A 19,422-nucleotide genomic window follows, 5' to 3' on the forward strand; every position below is an offset into this window, starting at 1 on the left:
GGAGTGCGACATGTGACATAGTACTGATGTGGCGAAGCGACTGACCTGCGATGTCGTGGTGGTCGGAGCCGGCATGGTGGGCGCGGCCTGTGCGCTGTACGCCGCTCGGACCGGCCTCGACGTGAGGGTGGTGGACCGGGGCCCGGTGGCCGGCGGCACCACCGGCGCCGGCGAGGGCAACCTGCTGGTCTCCGACAAGGGACCGGGCCCAGAGCTGGATCTCGCCCTGCTGTCGGCCCGCTTGTGGGCGGAGCTGGCCGGGGAACTGGGGGCGTCGGTCGAGTACGAGCCCAAGGGCGGTGTGGTGGTCGCCTCGACGCCCGGCACCCTCGGCGCGCTGGCGGACTTCGCCGAGGGCCAACGGGCCGCCGGTGTCACGGCCGAGCCCGTCGGCGCCGACGAACTGGGCGAGCTGGAACCGCGGTTGGCCCCCGGCATGGCGGGTGGTGTCCACTATCCGCAGGATGCGCAGGTCATGCCCGCGCTGGCCGCCGCCCACCTGCTCCACGCCTCCGGAGCGCGCCTGCACACGGGCCGGGCCGTGACCGGGGTGCTGCGCGCGGCCGACGGCACGGTGCTCGGCGTCCGTACCGGGCAGGGGGACATCCACGCGCCGGCGGTGGTGAACGCGGCCGGCACCTGGGGCGGCGACCTGGCCGCGCTGGCGGGCGTACACCTGCCGGTCCTCCCGCGGCGCGGCTTCGTCCTGGTCACCGAGCCGCTGCCGCGCATGGTCCGGCACAAGGTGTACGCCGCGGACTACGTGGCCGACGTGGCGAGCGACTCGGCCACGCTGAGGACCTCGCCGGTCGTCGAGGGCACGGCCGCCGGCCCCGTCCTGATCGGGGCGAGTCGTGAACGGGTCGGTTTCGACCGCTCGTTGTCCCTTCGCGCGGTACGGGCGCTGGCGGCCGGGGCGATCGCGCTGTTCCCCTTCCTGGAGCGGGTGCGTGCACTGCGGACGTACGCGGGATTCCGGCCCTATCTGCCCGACCACCTCCCGGCGATCGGCGCCGACCCCCGGGTGCCCGGGCTGTATCACGCCTGCGGCCACGAGGGCGCCGGCATCGCACTGGCCACCGGAACGGGGCAGTTGATCGCCCAGGCGCTGACCGGGAAGACGGCCGGTCTGGATCTCGCGCCGTTCCGTCCGGAGCGGTTCGAGGCGAACGGAGGGACCACGCGGTGAACCCGCGGGAACTGGCCCGGGCCAGGGCGGGCGCCGCCTTCACCTTCACCTTCGACGGCAGGCCCGTGGCGGCACTGCCCGGCCGGACGGTCGCTGCCGCCCTGTGGGCGGCCGGGACGACCTCCTGGCGCGGCGCACGCGGAGCCGGCCGGCCGCGCGGGGTGTTCTGTGGGATCGGGGTGTGCTTCGACTGCCTGGTGACGGTCAACGGCCGTGCGAACCAACGGGCCTGCTTGGTGCCGGTACGACCGGGTGATGTGATCCGCACACAGGAGGGGACGGGCGGGGACGATGACTGAGCGACCGCATCTCGCCGTCGTCGGGGCGGGCCCGGCGGGACTGGCCGCGGCACTGGCGGCGGCCGCGCGGGGCGTGCGCGTGACCCTCGTGGACGCGGCCGAGCAGGCGGGCGGGCAGTTCTACCGGCAGCCCGCCGCCGCCCTGGGGGCACGCCGGCCGCAGGCCCTGCACCACCAGTGGCGCACCTGGGAACGGCTGCGGGACGGCCTCGACCGGCACCGCACCGCGGGGCACGCGGTCCATCTGGCGGATCACCATGTCTGGTGCGTGACAAGGGAGTCGGGCGCCGCGACGTTCACGGTGCACGCGCTGCGCGGCCCGCTGCAGGAGGAGGGGGTCACGGTACGCGCCGACGCCGTGCTGCTCGCCACCGGCGGCTACGAGCGGGTGCTGCCCTTCCCGGGCTGGACGCTCCCCGGTGTCGTCACCGCGGGCGGCGCCCAGGCCATGCTCAAGGGCGGCCTGGTGCTGCCGGGCCGTACCGCCGTGGTCGCCGGCACCGGACCCCTGCTGCTGCCCGTGGCCACCGGCCTCGCGGCGGCGGGTGCCCACGTGGCGGCGCTGGTCGAGTCCGCCGATCCGAGGGCCCTGCTGCGACGGGCACCGGCGTTCGCCGCGCAGCCCGGGAAGCTCGCCGAAGGTGCCGGGTACGCGGGCCGGTTACTGCGGCACGGTGTCCGCACCCTGACCCGGCACACCGTCGTGGAGGCGCACGGCACCGACCGGCTGGAGGCGGTCACCGTCGCCGCGCTCGACCGGGACGGACGGCTCGCACCCGGCGGCGCCCGCCGCATCCCCTGCGACACCCTCGCGGTGGGCCACGGCATGCTGCCGCACACGGACCTCGCCGAGACGCTCGGCTGCGCCCTGTCCGGGACGGACGTCCGGGTCGACGCCGAGCAGCGCACCGATGTGCCGGGCGTCTGGGCGGCCGGCGAGGCCACCGGGATCGGCGGTGCGGGCCTCGCGCTCGCCGAGGGGCACATCGCCGGCCGCTCGATCGCCGCCCGTCTGCACGGCGCCGTACCGGACCCGCGCCGGTGGGCCGCGGCCGCCCGGGCCCGCGCCCGCCTGCGGGAGTTCTTCGCGGCCCTCGACGCGGTGTGCGCCCCGCCTGCGGACTGGGCCGACCGGGTCACGGACGACACGGTGGTGTGCCGCTGCGAGGAGGTCACCGCCGGGCAGGTCCGCACCGCCGTCGACGGGCTCGGGGCCGAGGACCTGCGCACCGTGAAGCTGCTGACCCGGGCCGGGATGGGCTGGTGCCAGGGGCGGATCTGCGGGCCGGCGGTGGCCGGGCTGTCCGGCTGCCCGCTCACGCCCGGGCGCCGGCCGTTCGCCCGCCCGGTTCCGCTCGGCGTGCTGGCCGGACCGCCCGAGGAAAAGCCGGACTGACGGGCACGACACCCTTCCCAGGGCTGCACAGCTAAGCCTCAGTAATATGTCACACCCTATTGGATGGGGGACCGCTCATGACCCACCCGGAGAACCGCCCCTGGCGCGGTGTCCTCGTCGCCACCGCGCTGCCGTTGCGCGAGGACCTGTCGGTCGACCACGACCGGTACGCCGAGCACTGTTCCTGGCTGGTGGAGAACGGCTGCGACGGCGTCGTGCCGAACGGCTCCCTGGGCGAGTACCAGGTGCTGAGCCCCGAGGAGCGCGCCAGGGTGGTGGAGACGGCCGTGGCCGCGATCGGCGGTGCACGGGTGATGCCGGGCGTCGCCGCGTACGGCTCCGCCGAGGCCCGGCACTGGGCGGAGCAGGCGGGCGAGGCGGGCTGCGAGGCGGTGATGCTGCTGCCGCCCAACGCCTACCGCGCGGACGAACGGTCCGTGCTCGCCCACTACGCGGAGGTCGCCGGGGCGGGTGTGCCGGTGGTGGCCTACAACAACCCGATCGACACCAAGGTGGACCTCGTACCCGAACTCCTCGCGCGACTGCACGGCGAGGGCCACATCCACGGTGTCAAGGAGTTCTCCGGCGACGTCCGCCGCGCCTACCGGATCTCCGAACTCGCCCCGGACCTCGATCTGTTGATCGGCGCCGACGACGTGCTGCTGGAGTTGGCCGTGGCGGGCGCCAAGGGCTGGGTGGCCGGCTACCCCAACGCGCTCCCTGGGGCGTCGGCCGACCTGTACCGTGCCGCCGTGGCCGGGGACCTCACCACCGCGCTGCCCCTGTACCGGCAACTGCACCCGCTGCTGCGCTGGGACTCGCGGGTGGAGTTCGTGCAGGCCATCAAGCTGTCCATGGACGTCGTCGGCCGGTACGGCGGCCCGGTGCGCCCGCCGCGCGTCCCGCTGCTGCCGGAGCAGGAGGCCGCGGTCCGCGCGGCCACCGAGAAGGCCATGGCCGCGGGGCTCGCGTAACGGACTACGGGAAGGAACCGCACGATGCGCAGCAAGCTCGTCCTGCACGCCGTCGACTCGCACACCGAGGGCATGCCGACCCGTGTGATCACCGGCGGGATCGGCACCGTACCCGGCGCGACGATGAACGAGCGGCGGCTGTACTTCCGTGAACACCGGGACCCGGTCAAGCAGTTGCTGATGAACGAGCCGCGGGGGCACTCCGCGATGAGCGGCGCGATCCTGCAGCCGCCGAGCCGCCCCGACTGCGACTGGGGCGTGATCTACATCGAGGTCTCCGGCTATCTGCCGATGTGCGGCCACGGCACGATCGGCGTGGCGACCGCGCTGGTCGAAACCGGCATGGTGGAAGTCGTGGAACCGGTCACGACCGTTCGCCTGGACACCCCGGCCGGCGTGGTGGTGGCCGAGGTCGCGGTCGAGGACGGAGCCGCCACGAACGTCACGTTGCGCAATGTGCCGTCCTTCAGCGTCGGGCTGGACCGCAAGGCGGTGCTCGCCGACGGGCGGACGGTGACGTACGACCTCGCCTACGGCGGCAACTTCTACGCCATCCTGCCGCTGGAGGAGTTCGGCCTGCCCTTCGACCGTGCCCGCAAGGACGACATCCTCGCGGCCGGGCTGTCGCTGATGGAGGCGATCAACACCGAGGAGGAGCCGGTCCACCCGGAGGACCCGTCCATCCGCGGCTGCCACCACGTGCATCTGTACGCGCCCGGCGCCACCGCCCGCCACTCCCGGCATGCCATGGCGATCCACCCCGGCTGGTTCGACCGCTCGCCCTGCGGCACGGGTACGAGCGCGCGCATGGCGCAACTTCACGCGCGAGGCGAACTCCCCTTGCACACCGAGTTCGTGAACGAGTCCTTCATCGGCACCCGGTTCACCGGCCGGCTGCTGGGCACCACCGAGGTCGCCGGTGTCCCCGCCGTCCTGCCGAGCTTCACCGGCCGCGCGTGGATCACCGGCACGGCCCAGTACCTGCTCGATCCGACCGATCCGTTCCCGGAGGGGTTCGTCCTCTAGACTTCGATGATGCGTGACATGGCACAGAAGCCGCAGGATGCGGACGCGCCCGTGCTCCCCCGCCTTGGCGGTCGGCGGAGCAGCTACCGCGAGCGGGTCGCCGACGCGCTGCGGGCCGCGCTGATCGCGGGCGAACTGCGGCCGGGCGAGGTCTACTCGGCGCCCTCGCTCGCCTCCCGCTTCGGTGTCTCGGCGACGCCGGTGCGGGAGGCGATGCTGGACCTGGCCAAGGAGGGCCTGGTCGACACGGTGCCCAACAAGGGCTTCCGGGTCACCGCCGTCTCCGAGCGGCAGTTGGACGAGTACACCCACATCCGCGCGCTCATCGAGATCCCCACGGTGGTGGACCTGGCCCGCACGGCCGACCGGGTCTCCCTGGAGGCGTTGCGCCCGGCGGCGCGGGAGATCGTCACCGCGGCCGCGGCGGGCGACCTGATCGCCTACGTCGAGGCCGACACCCGCTTCCACCTCGGGCTGCTGGCCCTGGCAGGCAACGCCCACCTGGTCGAGGTGGTCGCCGACCTGCGCGGCCGCTCCCGCCTCTACGGCCTCACGGCCCTGGTCGAGACGGGTCGCCTGCCGGCCTCGGCCGACGAACATCTGGAACTCCTGGACGCACTGCTGGAACGCGACGAAAAGGCCGTGCGCGAGATCATGACGCGGCACCTGGGGCACGTACGCAGCCTGTGGGCGGCACGGGACTGAACCGGCCTCCAGGCGGCCCGGGACGCCGGCGTCGGCCGTGCGGGTGCCGGGCGAGCGTGCCTTTCGAACGGGGGCCGGTCGGTGCCGGGACCGGAGGCCGGACGGTCGCGCCGGGTCCGAACAGCGGTGGCACCGGGGCGCGTCGGGGCTCAGCCGGGGGCGGCGGGGAGGTCGTCGAGAAACGTCACGGTCGGGACGTGGAACAGGCACCCGGTGACCGCGGTGGAGAAGTCGAGGATGCGGTCGTGCCCGGCTCGGCCGTCGCCGAGGAACATGTTCCGCAGCATGTGCTCGGTCACGTCCGGGGTGCGCGCGTAGCCGATGAAGTACGTGCCGAACTCGCCCTCCGAAAGCGAGCCGAACGGCATGTTCTCGCGCACGATCTTGCGCTCGTTGCCATCCTCGTCGGTGACGGTGGTGAGGGCCACGTGGGAGTCGGCGGGCTTGACGTCGTCGGGGAGTTCGACATTGGCCTGTTTGGTCCGCCCGACGACCTTCTCCTGCTCGTCCGAGGACAGAGCGTTCCACGCCGTCATGTCGTGCAGGTACTTCTGCACCACCACATAGCTGCCCCCGCTGAACGCGGGGTCCTCGTCGCCGATGAGCACCGCGTCGACCGCGAGCCGTCCTTCGGGGTTCTCGCTGCCGTCCACAAAACCGAGCAGGTCGCGCTCGTCGAAGAACTTGAAGCCATGGACTTCGTCCACCACCGTGACCGCGCCGCTCAGCCGCTCCGTGATCAGCCGGGCGAGCTCGAAGCACAGGTCCATACGGCGGGCCCGCACGTGGAAGAGAACGTCTCCGGGGGTGGCCGGGGCCCGGTGGTGTGGGCCGTTCAGTTCGGCGAACGGGTGCAGCGCCCGGGGACGCGGGCCGCTGAAGAGCCGGTCCCAGGCCGCGGAGCCGATGCCGACGACACAGCTGAGCTGCTCGTCGGGAGCGCGGAAGGCGACGGAGCGGCGCAGGCCGGAGACATCCTGCAGCAGGTCACGGACCGTCTCCTCGCGGCCCGGGGCGATCGTGACCACGAGGAACACGGTGGTTCTGGCCGGTTCGACGATCACGGGCTGCGATTCGAGCACGCCCTGGCCTCCTCGTGAGATGCGGCTGACCCCGTCGTGCGCGGGGCGGTACGCCCCTCTTCCCATGCTGCTGCGTCCGGGGCGAAACCGCGCGGGAACGAGGTTCGGCTCCTGCCGGGCCCCCGCGTCAGCGGGTGACGAGTCCGGCGACGAGGTTGATGGCGCTGGCGAGAATTCCCGTGCCGAAGACGTACGACAGCAGGGTGTGCCGCAGCACGATCGAGCGGATGCGCGTATTCGAGACGGCGGTGTCGGACACCTGGTAGGTCATGCCGAGGTTGTAGCTGAAGTAGAAGAAGTCGCGGTATGCCGGCGGCTGGTCCGAGTTGAAGTCGATCCCGCCCTCGAAGGCGTAGTAGAGGTAGGCGTAGCGGGCGGCGTACATCAGGTGCAGCGCGGCCCAGGACATGAACACGCCGAGCAGCGCGATCGCGGCGCCGGCGTGGCCGGTGTCGGACGGGCCGAGCAGGAGGAGCAGCATGATGGCGACCAGGCCGCACACAGTGACCGCCACCACCACCAGTTCCTCGGTGAGGGGCCGGAAGTCCTCTCGCCGGGCGTTGCGGTGGGTGGCCGTGGCGTCCATGGGCCACAGCACCAACCAGCCGGGCACGACGAAGGCCAGCTGCATCGCGGCGATCCCGGCCAGCGCACCCAGCGGCACCCGGCTCGGCAGTGCGACGACCACGCCGACCACGGCCCCGAGGACCACGGCACCGATGAGGCGGGGCACGGCGTCCAGCGGCAGCGAGATCCTCATGCGCCACCAGAGTAGTTCCGTCCCGTGACCGGGACAAACGGCACGAAGGGGGTGGCCGGCCTGCCGCATACGGCGAAGGGGCCGTACCGGATTGCTGCGGCACGACCCCTGACCTGCGTCTCGCAAGTCGGGACGACAGGATTTGAACCTGCGACCCCTTGACCCCCAGTCAAGTGCGCTACCAAGCTGCGCCACGTCCCGTTGCGGACTCACGCGGAGTGTTCCGCGTGATCACGCAGGTCAACCCTACCGCACGCGCACGGGTGCCCGTGTCGTATCCGGTGTGACGGCGCCGGCCGCTCGGCTGGTGCGGCGGACGGGGACGAGGAGGGCGGCGCCTGCCGCGGCCAGGCAGAGCAGGGCGGGCAGGGCCCAGCCGTGGGTGTAGCCGGAGGCGTAGGGGAGGCCGGAGGGCTGGAGGCGGCCGGTGACCAGGACGCCGGTGAGGGCGGCGACGATGGAGCCGCCGATGGTGCGGACGTTGGCGTTCATGCCGGTCGCCGCGCCCGTCTGCTCGGGCGGGACGCTGCCCACGATCAGGTTGGCCATGGAGGCGAAGGCCAGTCCGATGCCGAGGCCGAACAGGCCCGCGACCACGGCGATCTGCCACTGCGCGGTGTGCCAGAGGGTCAGGAAGCCGCAGGCCAGTGCGGCGCCCGCGGTGAGCAACGTCTTGGCGCCGACACGGGGTTCGAGCCGTCCGGAGAGGACACCCGAGAGGAACATCGCGAGGAGCATCGGCAGCATGAGCAGGCCGGACTCGGTGACGCTCGCACCGAAGCCGTAGCCGGCCGCGGACGGTGTCTGGACGAAGCCCGGCAGGCGAGCCGTGGGAGGCCCTGACGGCCTGGCTGGACCGATTCGCCGGCTACATGGTCACCAAGCGCGCGGTCCGCGAGGCCCTGAACGACGAGTCGGACATCTTCATGGCCTGCCGCGAGTCCCTGTACGCGGCCGGCGGCCCGCTGCTGGAGCGCGCCCAGAAGGCGGGCGTGGCCCGGGCGGACATGGACTTCGGCGACCTGCTGCGGATGGTCGCCGGCATCACGGCGCCGGCCTTCGAGGACGACGCCCAGCGCGACCGGGTTCTGTCGATCGCCCTGGACGGGGTGCGCCCGGGCCGCTGAGGTCAGCCGGTGAGCGGGTGCTCGGGGGCGAGCGCGGCCGCGGTGCGTCCGGTGACCGTCCTGGCCATCCGGACTCTCCGGCCGCTCCCGGCGGCCGAGGTCGCGCCCCGTCCCCCGGACTACTCGATGAACGCGTTCGCCACGACCACGACCGCACCGAGCAGGGCGTCCCCCACTCCGGTGGCCACGGCGACGGCCCAGGCGCGTCCCGCCCACCGGGCCGTGACCAGGCCCAGCGCGAACAGCAGGGCGATGTTGAAGGAGAAGACCGCGAACTCGATGTTGCGGGCGGGCCACCAGCCCCAGCCGGCTCCCGCGAGGATCAGGACAGTGGGCAGTACGGCCACGACGAGCGGCCACTCGCGGACGAGGACGCGCAGGGCCTCCCTGCGGGGGCGGGGGCCGCGTTCGGCGATGTAGTGGGCGTAGCCGTGGGCCAGCGCGGAGGCGAACCCGGTCACCAGCAGCCAGGTGGCGTCGTAGAGCCGGCTTTCCCGCGTGGTGTGCCCGTACTGGATGAGTGCCGCGACCATCGCGCTGGCCAGGACCGAGCCGTAGACGCCTCCGAACAGGGTCTGGGACCGGGTGTCGTGTGCGGACCGCTCGGGGACGGGCTCCGTGCTGTCCGCCATGGCTGCTCCCTTCGCGGCGTACGGTGACGGTTGCACCCACGATCGCCTGAGCCGCGCGGCCCCGCCACTTCGTCCTTCCTCCCCGACGAAGTGTCCGCGCGCCCACGCCGATCCCGCACACTCTGTCGACGCCCCGGGGCCCGACGACGTGGCTAGGGTCGCCCCATGACGCACAGCTTCGCGCTCCACATCCCCGACGCCGGCCTCGAACCCGAGCCCCTCGACCCGGAGCAGATCGTCTCCGGCGACCCGGAGGTGACCGGCAGGGTGGTCTGGGAGTCGGCGGACGGCCGGCAGATCCGCGGGATCTGGCAGATCACGCCGGGCGTGGTCACGGACACCGAGGCCGACGAGCTGTTCGTGGTGATCAGCGGCTCGGCGACGATCGAGGTCGAAGGCGGGCCGGCGCTGACGGTGGGGCCGGGCGACATGGCGGTGCTGCGCGCGGGCGACCGTACGACGTGGACCGTGCACGAGACGCTGCGCAAGGCGTACGCGATCAACCTGTGAGGCCGGGTGGCGCCGCCGTCGTACCCCGGACCTCCAGGGTCGGTACGGCCAGGTGCAGGCGTCCGTCGCCGGGGCGCTCGAAGCGGTCCAGCAGGCAGCGGGCCGCGCGCCGGCCGAAGGACGCCGACGATGGGGCTCCCCTGCTCGAGCGCATCCGAGAGGGGGAGGGTGCGCTGTTCGCGCAGGCTGCGCATGGCCGCGTTCGGCAGGTAGTCCCCTTCCCGGACGGCCGGTTGACAGCCACTTCATGTCCGGACATGGTGACCCCGACAGGAACTGGATCGGTCCGAAGAGGGGCTGTCATGGTGGACGCGCTCGGTGTCGCCGTCGTCGGGTTCGGCTGGATGGGGCGGGTGCACACCCAGGCGTACGCCCGCGTCCGGCATCACTTTCCGCAGCTGCCGCTGCGGCCGGAACTGGTGACGGTCGCCGAGGAGGTGCCGGGCCGGGCCGAGGAGGCCGCCGAGCGGTTCGGGTTCGCCTCCGCCCTCCGCGACTGGCGCGAGGTGGCCGCCGATCCGCGGGTACGGGCCGTCAGCGTCACCGCGCCCAACTTCCTGCACCGGGAGATCGGCGTGGCCATGGCCGAGGCCGGCAAGCACCTCTGGATCGAGAAGCCGGTGGGCCTGACCGGCGAGGACGCCCGGGCGGTGGCCGGCGCGGTCGCCAAGGCCGGCGTGCAGGGCACGGTCGGCTTCAACTACCGCAACGCGCCCGCCGTGGAGGCCGCCCGCGACCTGATCGCCTCCGGGGAGATCGGCACGGCCACACATGTGCGCATCCGCCTGTTCAGCGACTACGCGGCCCACCCGGACGGCGCCCTGACCTGGCGTTACGAGCGCGAACGCGGCGGCAGCGGGGTGCTCGGGGATTTGGCCTCGCACGGCGCCGACCTGGCTCGCTTCCTGCTCGGCGACATCGCCTCCCTGACCGCCGACACGGCCGTCTTCGTCCCGCAGCGAGCCCGCCCGACGGGCGCCACAGCAGGTCACGCCCTCGCCTCGGGCGGCGAGCCGGGTCCGGTCGAGAACGAGGACTACGTCAACTGCCTGCTCCGCTTCGCCTCCGGCGCCCGGGGTGTCCTGGAGGCCTGCCGGGTCTCGGTCGGCGAGCAGAACAACTACGGTTTCGAGGTGCACGGCTCGAAGGGCGCGGTGTTCTGGGACTTCCGCCGGATGAACGAGCTGGCGATCAGCCGCGGTACGACGTACCAGGACCAGCCGGTGAGCACGGTGTACGTCGGCCCGGGCGACGGCGAGTTCGCCGCGTTCCAGCCGGGCGCGGCCAACGCGATGGGCTATGACGACCTGAAGGTCATCGAGGCGTACCGCTTCCTGCGCTCGATCGCCGAGGGCAGGCCGTACGGCACCACCCTCGCGGACGCGGTGCACAGTGCCGCCGTGCTCGACGCCATGGCGGTGTCGGCCGAGAGCGGGGCGTGGGTCAACCTGCCGGTGTCGTAGGCATGTTGTACGGGGTGACCACCTGGATCGCGGACGGCAGGACCGGTCCGGCGGGCGGCAGGGCCCCGTGGAAACGCATCACCTCGCGGCAGGCCTCGCGCAGGTCGTGCCCGAGGTCGTGGTGCAGGACGGCGGACAGGCGGTGCTCGCGCAGCAGGCGGGTGTTGTCGTGGTCGAGGTCGTGGGCGACGAACACCGCGCAGTCGCGGCCGAGGTCGGCGAAGGCGCGCAGGGTGGCGTTGTTGCCGCCGCCGATGGAGTACACCGCCCGGATCTCCGGATCGCGTTCCAGGGCGGCGCGGACGAGGTCGTACTGGGTGGCGTCCAGGCCCTGCCCCTCGGCGATCTCGACCAGGGTGCGCCCGGGATGCCTCGCCCGCATGACGCCGCGGAAACCCATCTCGCGCTCCTCCTCGTTGCGGAAGAAACCGCTGCTGAGGCTGGTGAGGACGTTGCCGGGCCGGTCGCCGAGCCACTGGCCCGTCAGATAGGCGGCGGTGGCCCCCGCGGCCCGGTTGTCGATGCCGACGTAGGCGAGGCGGCCGCTGGCGGGCAGGTCGGTGACGAGCGTGACGACCGGGATACCGGCCGCGGTGAGCCGGCCCACGGCGGCGGTGACCTCGGGGACGTCGGGTGCCTTGAGGATCACGCCCTGCGAGCCCCGCCGGGCTATCCGGTCCAGCGTCCTGACCTGCTCGGCCACCGGCCCGGTCTCACGGAAGTGGAAGCGGGAGCGGACCACGGCCGGGTGCAGCGACGGCAGCTCGGCCTCCAGAGCGGCCCGCACGGCCGTGGTGAACCGCTCGGGCGCCTGCACCACGATGTCGACCATGAACGTACGGCCGACCAGCCGCACCTGGGTGCGCTGCCGGTCCAGGTCGGCGATGGCCCGGTGCACCTCCTGGGCGGTGCTCTCCCGCACCCCTCCCCTGCCGTTCAGCACGCGGTCCACGGTGGCCTCGCTGAGGCCTGCCTGACGTGCGATCTCCCGGAGGGGGAACGGGTGGCCCATGAACCGACTCCTTGAAGGTTTTTTGATGGCTGCCTGCTGGTTGTTCGAGGGGTTTGTACTGACAAGAATGACAGGGCCGCGTGGGCCACGTGGCTTCCTTGACGGAAAGAAGGACGCCGATGTCCCTCACCACTGCCGCAGGCCGGGCCTGGTGGTCCGAGCGGGACTGCGACCTCGACGACTTCCGCGCGCTGGTCGGAGAAAGGAACCCGGCGGGACATGGGACTTCTCGACGACAAGGTCGTCCTGGTCAACGGCGGCAGCCAGGGGCTGGGCGCGGCGATCGCGCGGGCGGCCGTCCGGGAGGGCGCCGCGGTGGCGGTCACGGGCCGTCGTACGGAACCCGGTGAGGCGCTGGTGGCCGAGCTGGCGACGGCCGGCGGCAAGGCGATGTTCGGCCGTGCCGACCTGGCGGACGCCGAACAGGCGAAGGCGTCCGTGGCCGAGGTGGTCGACGCGCACGGCCGGATCGACTGTCTGGTGAACTCGGCGGGGCTGACCTCCCGGGGGACGCTGCTGGACACGACGCCTGAGCTGTTCGACGCGCACATCGCGATCAACCTCAAGGGGCCGTTCTTCGCCATGCAGGCGGCGGTCGCCGACATGGTGGCCCGCAAGGCGCCCGGCACGATCGTCAACATCATCACCTCGTCGGCGCACGGCGGGCAGCCGTTCCTGGCGCCGTACGTCGCCGCGAAGGCCGGTCTGATGGGCCTGACCCGCAATGCGGCGCACGCACACCGCTGGGACCGGATCCGGATCAACGGCCTGAACATCGGCTGGACCGCGACCGAGGGCGAGGACGCCACCCAGCGCGCCTTCCACGGCGCCGGCGACGACTGGCGGGAGCAGGCCGCCGCCCGGCTGCCGATGGGCAGGCTCGGCCGGCCGGACGAGATCGCCGACTTTGTGGTCCTCCTGCTGTCCGACCGCTCGGGCGTGGTCACCGGCTCGGTGATCGACTGGGACCAGAACGTGCTCGGCGGCCTCGACTAGCTCTCCCTTCGGCCTTCGGCACCACCGCACTTTAGGAGTTGCACCTCATGCGCATGGGAATCCTCGGCCTCGGCCGCATCGGCGCCTTCCACGCCGAGACCCTCTCCGGGCTCGACGCCGTCGACTCGCTCGTCGTCTGCGATCCGTTCACCGATGCCGCGAACGCCGCCGCCGAGCGGTTCGGGGCCGAGGTCGCGGACTCGCCGGAGGCACTGCTGGCCGCCGGCGTGGACGGCCTGGTCGTCGCGGCCGCCACCGACGCCCACCCGGCGCTGATCCGGGCCGGTGTCGAGGCGGGCGTACCGGTCTTCTGCGAGAAGCCCGTCGCCCGCACGATGGCGGAGGGCGTCGAAGTGCTGCGCGCCGTGCAGGGCAGCGCCGTGCCGATCCAGATCGGCTACAACCGCCGTTTCGATGCGGGCTTCGTCGCCGCCCGGGCCGCCGTCCAGGCCGGTGAGCTGGGCCGGCTGCACACGGTCCGCTCGACGACCCTCGACCCGGCGCCGCCGCCGGCCGCGTACATCGCCGCCTCCGGCGGCATCTTCCGGGACTGTTCCGTCCACGACTTCGACATCATCCGCTGGGTGACCGGCCGCGAGGTCACCGAGGTGTACGCGGTGGGGGGCAACCGGGGCGCCGACTACATCAGGGAGGCGGGCGACGCGGACACCACCGGCGCGATCCTCACCCTGGACGACGGCACGATCGCGGTGGTCTCCAACTCCCGGCACAACCCCCGCGGTTACGACGTCCGCATGGAACTCCACGGCTTCCAGGACTCGATCGCGGTCGGCCTGGACGACAAGCTCCCACTCCGCTCGGTCGAGCCCGGAGTGACCTTCCCGGCGGGCACCCCGCACGACTTCTTCATGGACCGCTTCGCCACCGCCTACCGCGCCGAGCTCACCGCGTTCACCGAGGTCGTGGCCGGCACCCGCCCCTCCCCGTGCACCGTCGAGGACGCCCTGGAGGCCGGCTGGATCGCCGAGGCCTGCACCCTGTCCCTGCACGAGCACCGTCCGGTGACCGTCGCGGAAGCACGGGGCGCCTGACGGCGGGCGCAGCGGGGCGAGTCGGTGACCCCGTCCTGTCTCTCACCCGAGACGAGCGGCCACAAGACTCGCCCCGGGCCGTATTCCGACGTCGCTCAGCGTCCGGTGATCGGAGGTGCCGGCACCTTGGGCTGCGCGCCACCGGAACCCGTCTGTGGTGCCACGGCGGCCCCCTCCCCCGTACCGACTCTCGACGGCACCCTAGCCCAAAGGAGCGCCGAGCAAGCCCTGGTCCTGACAGGGCGTCAACTCCCCCTGCGCACAGGGTTCAAAGGCAGTACCGCACCAGCCACTCGTCCGCGCTGTACCGGTCCCGTGCCGGGTCCGGCAGGGTCGCCGGCCTGGTTTCCACCGTGTCCTGCGGGCGTATCCGCTCGGGCAGGTGGCTGAAGCGGCTGGGGCGCGGGGCGGCCGTCTCGGCGGCCTCCTGAGGCGACTTTCGGGGTTCCGTACGGTGTGTCATGCGGTCGTCCTCCCGTCCTTGCGGGCGTTCCCCCGTCGACAGTCAGAACGCCCGCATGCCCCCGTTGGTTCCCTGCACACCTCGGACCAACCCCTCAGGCCCCGCACGACCTCAGGAACCTGCGCGTCCGCACCGCGATGGGTAGCGGCTTGTCCGGCTCGCACGGGTACATGTCCTGCTCGACGATCGCGAACAGTTCCACCCCGAGACGCTGCGCGGCCTCCAGGACGGGGCCCAACTCGGGGACTCCGGACGGGGGTTCGCACATGACTCCGCGCTGCACCGCCGGCCCGAAGGGCACCCCGTTCGCGACCACGTCCGCGAGGATCGCCGGGTCCACCTGCTTGAGGTGCAGGTAGCCGATGCGCCCGCCGTAGGTCTCGATCAGCTCGACGCTGTCGCCGCCGCAGTAGGCGTAGTGGCCGGTGTCGAGGCAGAGGTTGACCAGCTCGGTGTCGGTGGAGTCGAGGAAGCGCTCGACGTGGTCCTCGGTGTCGATGTGCGTGTCGGCGTGCGGATGGACGACCAGTTCGAGGCCGTACGTCTCCTTGACCTCGTGGCCGAGCCGTTCCATGCCCTTGGTGAGGTGCGCCCACTGTTCGGGCGTCAGCTCGGGCGGTTCGAGGAGCACGGCCGTCCTGTCGTCCCGCCAGAAGGAGGGAATGACGACGAGGTGCCGCGCGCCCATGGCCTGGGTGAGGGCGGCCACCTGGCTGACGTGGGCCCAGGTCTCCTCCCAGACGGACGGGCCGCGGTGCATGCCGGTGAAGACCGTGCCGGCCGACACCTTCAGGTCGCGCCGCCCCAGCTCGTCCGTCAGGCGTGCCGGGTCGGTGGGGAGATAGCCGTAGGGGCCGAGTTCGATCCAGTCGTAGCCGGCCCCGGACACCTCGTCGAGAAAGCGTTCCCAGGGGACCTGGCGCGGGTCGTCGGGGAACCAGACGCCCCAGGAGTCGGGAGCGGAGCCGACCCGGATGCGGTCGAGGGAGGAGGGGTTCACCATGTCAGGTGGTCCCTTCCGGGGCGTTCGCCACGGGTGCGGTGAGGTCCTCCTCCTCCGGGAGTTCCTCGACGTCGACGCCCCGCACCTGCGCCAGCTCGTGCTTGAGCGCGGCGAGTTCGGCGCCGCCCGCCATGTGATTGGTCAGCTCCTCCAGCGTGATCTCGCTGCGCTCGGCACTGAGTTCGAGGGTGCCGAGGCGCAGGACGCTGAAGTGGTCGCCGACCATGTAGGCGTGGTGCGGGTTGTGGGTGATGAAGATGACGCCGAGGCCGCGCTCGCGGGCGGCGGCGATGTACTTCAGGACCACACCGGACTGCTTGACCCCGAGGGCGGCGGTCGGCTCGTCCAGGATCAGCACCCGGGCACCGAAGTAGACGGCGCGCGCGATGGCCACGCACTGGCGCTGGCCGCCGGAGAGCGTGCCGATGGGCTGTTCCAGGTCGTCCAGGACGATGCCCATGTTGCGCAGTTCCTGGTCGGCGGTCTCCTTCATGCGGGCGATGTCGAGGCGGCGGACGGGCCAGGGGCCCTTGGTCATCTCGGAGCCGAGGAAGAAGTTCCGCCACACCGGCATCAGGGGCACGGTGGCGAGGTCCTGGTAGACGGTGGCGATGCCCTTGTCGAGGGCATCGCGCGGAGAGCCGAAGCGCACCGGGGTGCCGTCCACGAGGAGGGCGCCCTCGGTGTGCTGGTGCAGTCCCGAGATGATCTTGATGAGGGTGGACTTGCCGGCGCCGTTGTCGCCGAGGACACAGGTCACCCGCCTGGGGCGGACCCTGAGGTCGACGCCGTGCAGGGCGCGGATGTTGCCGTAGGACTTGCCCGCCCTGCGCAGCTCGACGATCGGTCCGTCGGGGGCGGGCACGGTGTCCTCGAGGACGGCGCCGTGGGTTCCGGTTCCGTTGTCTGTCATCGGTGTCACCTCCGCGTCGCCGTGCGCTGGACCCACAGGTTGATCAGGACGGCGCCGAGCAGCATCACGCCGAGGAAGGCCTTGAACCAGTCGGGGTTCCAGCCGGCGAACACGATGCCCTGGTTGACCATGCCGAACATGAACGCGCCGAAGACCGGGCCGATCGCGGAGCCGGAGCCGCCGGTGAGCGAACAGCCGCCGATGACCGCGGCGGCGATGTAGATCAGCTCCTGGCCGACGCCCTCGCCGGACTGCACGGTGTTGAAGGAGAACAGATTGTGCATGCCGACGAACCAGGCGCCGAAGCCGACCAGCATGAACAGGGAGATCTTGGTGAAGTTCACCGGCACACCGACGGCGCGCGCACTCTCCTTGTTGCCGCCGACGGCGAAGATCCAGTTGCCGTACTTGGTGCGCAGCAGCACCCAGGTGGCCAGGGCCGCGAAGGCCAGCCAGTAGAAGACGGTGATCTTCACCTCGACGCCCGCGATGTCGACGGAGGACGCGAAGATCTTCTTCGCCTGGCCGAAGCCGTCCATGTTGCTGATGTCGTCGGTGGCGACGTTGCCGGTGATCAGCTTGGTCACGGCGAGGTTGACGCCCTGCAGGATCAGGAAGGTGCCCAGGGTGACCAGGAAGCTGGGCAATCCGGTCTTGACCACCATCCAGCCGTTGAACGCGCCGACGGCGAGCGAGGCGAACAGCGCGACGATCACGCCCACCCACACGTTCATCGTGAGCTGGTAGCTGATCATGCTCGCGACGAGCGCCGAGGTGATCACGGCGACACCGGAGGACAGGTCGAACTCGCCGCCGATCATCAGCAGGGCCACCGGGAGGGCCATGATGCCGATGGTCGAGGACTGATAGAGGACCGTGGCGATGGAGCTGCCCTGGCGGAGCGAGGGCGCGGCGATCAGGAAGAAGACCAGTACGGCCACGGCGCCGAGGAAGACGCCCACTTCGGGCCGGGCCAGCAGCCTGAGCGCCAGCGGGCGCCGGGTGGTGCGGCCGTCGGTCTGCCTGGGGCCGGGCGCCGGCGGTGTCCCCACCGCCGGCTCGGCGTGCTGGGCCATGCTCATCACCGGGTGCCCTTCGCGGCGAACTGTGCGACCTGGTCGACGTTGGACTTGTCGACGAAGGCCGGGCCGGTGAGCACCGGCTGCTCCCCACCGCCGCTGTAGTTGCCGTTGTTCTTGTACAGCCACAGGGAGTCGATCGCCAGGTAGCCCTGCAGGTACGGCTGCTGGTCCACGGCGAACTGGATGGTGCCCTTCTGGATGGCGCTGGTCAGCTGGCTGTTCAGGTCGAAGGTGGCGACCTTGGCCTTGCTGCCGGCGTCGCCCACCGCCTGCGTCGCGGTCAGCGCGAAGGGGGCGCCGAGCGTGGCGACGTAGTCGATGGACTTGTCCTGCTTGAGCTTGGCCGTGATCGTCGACTTCACGGACGGCATGTCGGTGCCGTTCACGTACAGCGTCTCAGTCGTGCCGGAAAACGTCTTCTTCACACCGTCGCAGCGCTGGGTGAGGCCGATGTTGCCCTGCTCCTGGATCACACAGACGGCCTTCTTGGCGCCGACCTCGTTCAGCTTCTTGCCGAACGCCTCGCCCGCCACCGTCTCGTCCTGCCCGAAGAACTGCAGCAGGCCGAGCTTCTTCCAGTCGCTGACCCCCGAGTTCAGGCCGACCACGGGTATCTTCGCCGCGTGGGCCTTGCTGACCACGTCCCTCATGGCGTCCGGCTTGGCCAGGGTGATCGCGATCCCGTCGACCTTCTGGTCGACGGCGTTCTGCACCAGGTTGGCCTGGGTGCCGGCGTTCGGGTCGGAGGAGTAGATCAGCTTGATGTTGTCCTTGGCGGCGGCGGCCTCGGCGCCCTTGCGGACGATGTCCCAGAAGGTATCGCCCTGCGCCTGGTGGGTGACCAGCGCGACGGTCATGCGGGGGGTGTTGGCCTTGCCCGCGGAGGCACCCGACCCTCCCTCTTCGGCCTTCTTCCCCCCGGAGCTGCTGGAGCAGCCCGCGAGGGTGAGGGCTGCCGCAGCGGCCACGGCCACGACGGGGGCCAGTCTGCGGGAGCGGGAGTGAGAAGAGCGGTCCATCGTTCCTGCACCTCACTGTGGGTCGGGGGAAGGGACGCTGTTGCGTTGGGACGGGATCCAAGTCCCTGCCGGGCCCGCTGTCAAGACTTTGTTAAGACATCATTTCACAAGCAGGTCCGAATGTAAGTACAAACTGTTGACAGTGCCGCCTGCCCGCCCCTACACCTGAGAGGCATGAGCCACTCGACGAGCGCTTCGACGGGCCGTCCGACCGTCGCCCAGGCGCTGGTGCGCTTCCTGTCCGCCCAGTACACCGCACGCGACACAGAACGGCACCGGCTGATCGCCGGCACCTGGAACATCATCGTCGGTACCTGGGGCATCTTCGGGCACGGCGACGTCGCGGGCATCGGCCAGGCACTGATCGCATACGGCGACGTCACGCCCCAGGCCGTACGGGTCCTGGCCGACCCGGCCCAGACCGGCGCCGCCACCCTCGCCCTGCCGCGGGACGTGCAGGCGGCGGCGTACGACTGGCCCGAGGAGTTCTCCGCCGAGCGCGTGCGGCCCGTACGACGGCCCGTCCCGGACCCGGCCGAGGCCCGGTGGGGCGTACCGGTCGCCGAGGCGGCGCCCCGGGGGGGGTGCCTCTATGTCTTCCGTCAAGGCACTCCTGTCGGGTTTGGGGTGGTTCGGGGTTGCTGAGGTTATGCGGCGAGCTCGACGTCTTTCGGTGTCCGGGATTCGTAGAAGGTGCCGTCGCGGAGCATGGCGAACAG

19 protein-coding genes, 1 tRNA gene and 4 pseudogenes are annotated in these 19,422 nt (G+C 71.7%); 12 read left to right on the forward strand and 12 right to left on the reverse strand.

Going from position 1 to position 19,422, the window contains the following annotated elements:
* The first annotated feature begins 28 nt into the window (after positions 1-28).
* The 6 genes from ACFZDC_RS03505 (at position 29) to ACFZDC_RS03530 (ending at position 5,589) form a co-directional block, all read left to right on the forward strand.
* Entirely contained in the window at positions 29-1,189 is a 1,161-nt protein-coding gene (locus tag ACFZDC_RS03505) for an FAD-dependent oxidoreductase (protein WP_391319671.1), read from the forward strand.
* Positions 1,186-1,488 carry a 2Fe-2S iron-sulfur cluster-binding protein gene (locus tag ACFZDC_RS03510; protein ID WP_391319672.1) on the forward strand — a complete coding sequence of 101 codons (303 nt, stop codon included), beginning with the start codon at positions 1,186-1,188 and terminating at the stop codon, positions 1,486-1,488. The genes ACFZDC_RS03505 and ACFZDC_RS03510 overlap by 4 nt, the downstream gene beginning before the upstream one ends.
* Complete coding sequence (locus ACFZDC_RS03515) at positions 1,481-2,884, forward strand: FAD-dependent oxidoreductase (protein WP_391319673.1); 1,404 nt, start codon at positions 1,481-1,483, stop codon at positions 2,882-2,884. The genes ACFZDC_RS03510 and ACFZDC_RS03515 overlap by 8 nt, the downstream gene beginning before the upstream one ends.
* Before the next feature lie 77 nt (positions 2,885-2,961).
* Positions 2,962-3,858: a dihydrodipicolinate synthase family protein gene (locus ACFZDC_RS03520; protein WP_391319674.1), complete on the forward strand. Its 897-nt coding sequence runs from the start codon at positions 2,962-2,964 to the stop codon at positions 3,856-3,858.
* Between the two features lie 24 nt (positions 3,859-3,882).
* Positions 3,883-4,884 (forward strand): proline racemase family protein, encoded by a 1,002-nt coding sequence (locus ACFZDC_RS03525; protein WP_391319675.1) that lies wholly within the window; start codon positions 3,883-3,885, stop codon positions 4,882-4,884.
* 6 nt (positions 4,885-4,890) lie between these two features.
* A complete protein-coding gene (locus ACFZDC_RS03530; RefSeq protein WP_391319676.1) occupies positions 4,891-5,589 on the forward strand; it encodes an FCD domain-containing protein in 699 nt (232 codons plus the stop codon).
* Between the two features lie 149 nt (positions 5,590-5,738).
* Here the strand turns inward: ACFZDC_RS03530 and ACFZDC_RS03535 are convergent, their stop codons facing one another.
* From ACFZDC_RS03535 to ACFZDC_RS03550, 4 genes and pseudogenes are all read right to left on the reverse strand, one after another.
* Entirely contained in the window at positions 5,739-6,671 is a 933-nt protein-coding gene (locus ACFZDC_RS03535; RefSeq protein ID WP_391319677.1) for a Dyp-type peroxidase, read from the reverse strand.
* 127 nt (positions 6,672-6,798) lie between these two features.
* Positions 6,799-7,431, reverse strand: a complete 633-nt coding sequence (locus ACFZDC_RS03540; RefSeq protein WP_391319678.1) for a DUF1345 domain-containing protein — start codon at positions 7,429-7,431, stop codon at positions 6,799-6,801.
* 127 nt (positions 7,432-7,558) lie between these two features.
* Positions 7,559-7,632 (reverse strand) — tRNA-Pro (locus ACFZDC_RS03545).
* 45 nt (positions 7,633-7,677) lie between these two features.
* Positions 7,678-8,253, reverse strand: a pseudogene (locus tag ACFZDC_RS03550) (MFS transporter); the annotation flags it as partial.
* A gap of 2 nt (positions 8,254-8,255) precedes the next feature.
* On the opposite strand from ACFZDC_RS03550, the pseudogene ACFZDC_RS03555 reads away from it, so the two are divergent.
* Positions 8,256-8,558 (forward strand): annotated as a pseudogene (locus ACFZDC_RS03555) (TetR family transcriptional regulator); the annotation flags it as partial.
* Positions 8,559-8,677: 119 nt separating this feature from the next.
* Here the strand turns inward: ACFZDC_RS03555 and ACFZDC_RS03560 are convergent.
* Positions 8,678-9,190: a hypothetical protein gene (locus ACFZDC_RS03560; RefSeq protein ID WP_391319679.1), complete on the reverse strand. Its 513-nt coding sequence runs from the start codon at positions 9,188-9,190 to the stop codon at positions 8,678-8,680.
* A 165-nt stretch (positions 9,191-9,355) separates the two neighbouring features.
* Between ACFZDC_RS03560 and ACFZDC_RS03565 the strand changes: the two genes are divergently transcribed.
* The gene (locus ACFZDC_RS03565) at positions 9,356-9,700 is read left to right on the forward strand and encodes a cupin domain-containing protein (RefSeq protein WP_391319680.1); all 345 of its coding nucleotides are present in this window, start codon (positions 9,356-9,358) and stop codon (positions 9,698-9,700) included.
* Here ACFZDC_RS03565 and ACFZDC_RS03570 read toward each other — a convergent pair.
* Positions 9,690-9,815, reverse strand: a pseudogene (locus tag ACFZDC_RS03570) (LacI family transcriptional regulator); the annotation flags it as partial. The gene ACFZDC_RS03565 and the pseudogene ACFZDC_RS03570 overlap by 11 nt on opposite strands.
* A gap of 187 nt (positions 9,816-10,002) precedes the next feature.
* On the opposite strand from ACFZDC_RS03570, the gene ACFZDC_RS03575 reads away from it, so the two are divergent.
* The gene (locus ACFZDC_RS03575; protein WP_391319681.1) at positions 10,003-11,163 is read left to right on the forward strand and encodes a Gfo/Idh/MocA family oxidoreductase; all 1,161 of its coding nucleotides are present in this window, start codon (positions 10,003-10,005) and stop codon (positions 11,161-11,163) included.
* Here the strand turns inward: ACFZDC_RS03575 and ACFZDC_RS03580 are convergent.
* The gene (locus ACFZDC_RS03580; RefSeq protein ID WP_391319682.1) at positions 11,144-12,175 is read right to left on the reverse strand and encodes a substrate-binding domain-containing protein; all 1,032 of its coding nucleotides are present in this window, start codon (positions 12,173-12,175) and stop codon (positions 11,144-11,146) included. The genes ACFZDC_RS03575 and ACFZDC_RS03580 overlap by 20 nt on opposite strands.
* A 219-nt stretch (positions 12,176-12,394) precedes the next feature.
* On the opposite strand from ACFZDC_RS03580, the gene ACFZDC_RS03585 reads away from it, so the two are divergent.
* Together ACFZDC_RS03585 and ACFZDC_RS03590 are read left to right on the forward strand one after the other, a co-directional pair.
* Positions 12,395-13,171 carry an oxidoreductase gene (locus ACFZDC_RS03585; RefSeq protein ID WP_391319683.1) on the forward strand — a complete coding sequence of 259 codons (777 nt, stop codon included), beginning with the start codon at positions 12,395-12,397 and terminating at the stop codon, positions 13,169-13,171.
* A gap of 47 nt (positions 13,172-13,218) precedes the next feature.
* Positions 13,219-14,223, forward strand: a complete 1,005-nt coding sequence (locus ACFZDC_RS03590) for a Gfo/Idh/MocA family oxidoreductase (RefSeq protein ID WP_391319684.1) — start codon at positions 13,219-13,221, stop codon at positions 14,221-14,223.
* Positions 14,224-14,491: 268 nt separating this feature from the next.
* Here the strand turns inward: ACFZDC_RS03590 and ACFZDC_RS03595 are convergent, their stop codons facing one another.
* From ACFZDC_RS03595 to ACFZDC_RS03615, 5 genes are all read right to left on the reverse strand, one after another.
* Positions 14,492-14,686 carry a hypothetical protein gene (locus ACFZDC_RS03595; RefSeq protein WP_391319685.1) on the reverse strand — a complete coding sequence of 65 codons (195 nt, stop codon included), beginning with the start codon at positions 14,684-14,686 and terminating at the stop codon, positions 14,492-14,494.
* Positions 14,687-14,780: 94 nt separating this feature from the next.
* Entirely contained in the window at positions 14,781-15,689 is a 909-nt protein-coding gene (locus ACFZDC_RS03600) for a TIM barrel protein (protein WP_391319686.1), read from the reverse strand.
* A gap of 1 nt (position 15,690) precedes the next feature.
* Entirely contained in the window at positions 15,691-16,602 is a 912-nt protein-coding gene (locus tag ACFZDC_RS03605; RefSeq protein WP_391319687.1) for an ATP-binding cassette domain-containing protein, read from the reverse strand.
* Positions 16,603-16,607: 5 nt separating this feature from the next.
* Positions 16,608-17,684, reverse strand: a complete 1,077-nt coding sequence (locus tag ACFZDC_RS03610; protein ID WP_391319688.1) for an ABC transporter permease — start codon at positions 17,682-17,684, stop codon at positions 16,608-16,610.
* The gene (locus tag ACFZDC_RS03615) at positions 17,684-18,703 is read right to left on the reverse strand and encodes a substrate-binding domain-containing protein (RefSeq protein ID WP_391319689.1); all 1,020 of its coding nucleotides are present in this window, start codon (positions 18,701-18,703) and stop codon (positions 17,684-17,686) included. Before ACFZDC_RS03615 ends, ACFZDC_RS03610 begins: the two co-directional genes overlap by 1 nt.
* A 174-nt stretch (positions 18,704-18,877) precedes the next feature.
* Here ACFZDC_RS03615 and ACFZDC_RS03620 point away from each other — a divergent pair.
* Positions 18,878-19,282: pseudogene (locus ACFZDC_RS03620) on the forward strand (hypothetical protein); the annotation flags it as partial.
* Between the last annotated feature and the right edge of the window lie 140 nt (positions 19,283-19,422).

This window comes from Streptomyces sp. NPDC007905 (assembly GCF_042959345.1).
Lineage (GTDB): Bacteria > Actinomycetota > Actinomycetes > Streptomycetales > Streptomycetaceae > Streptomyces.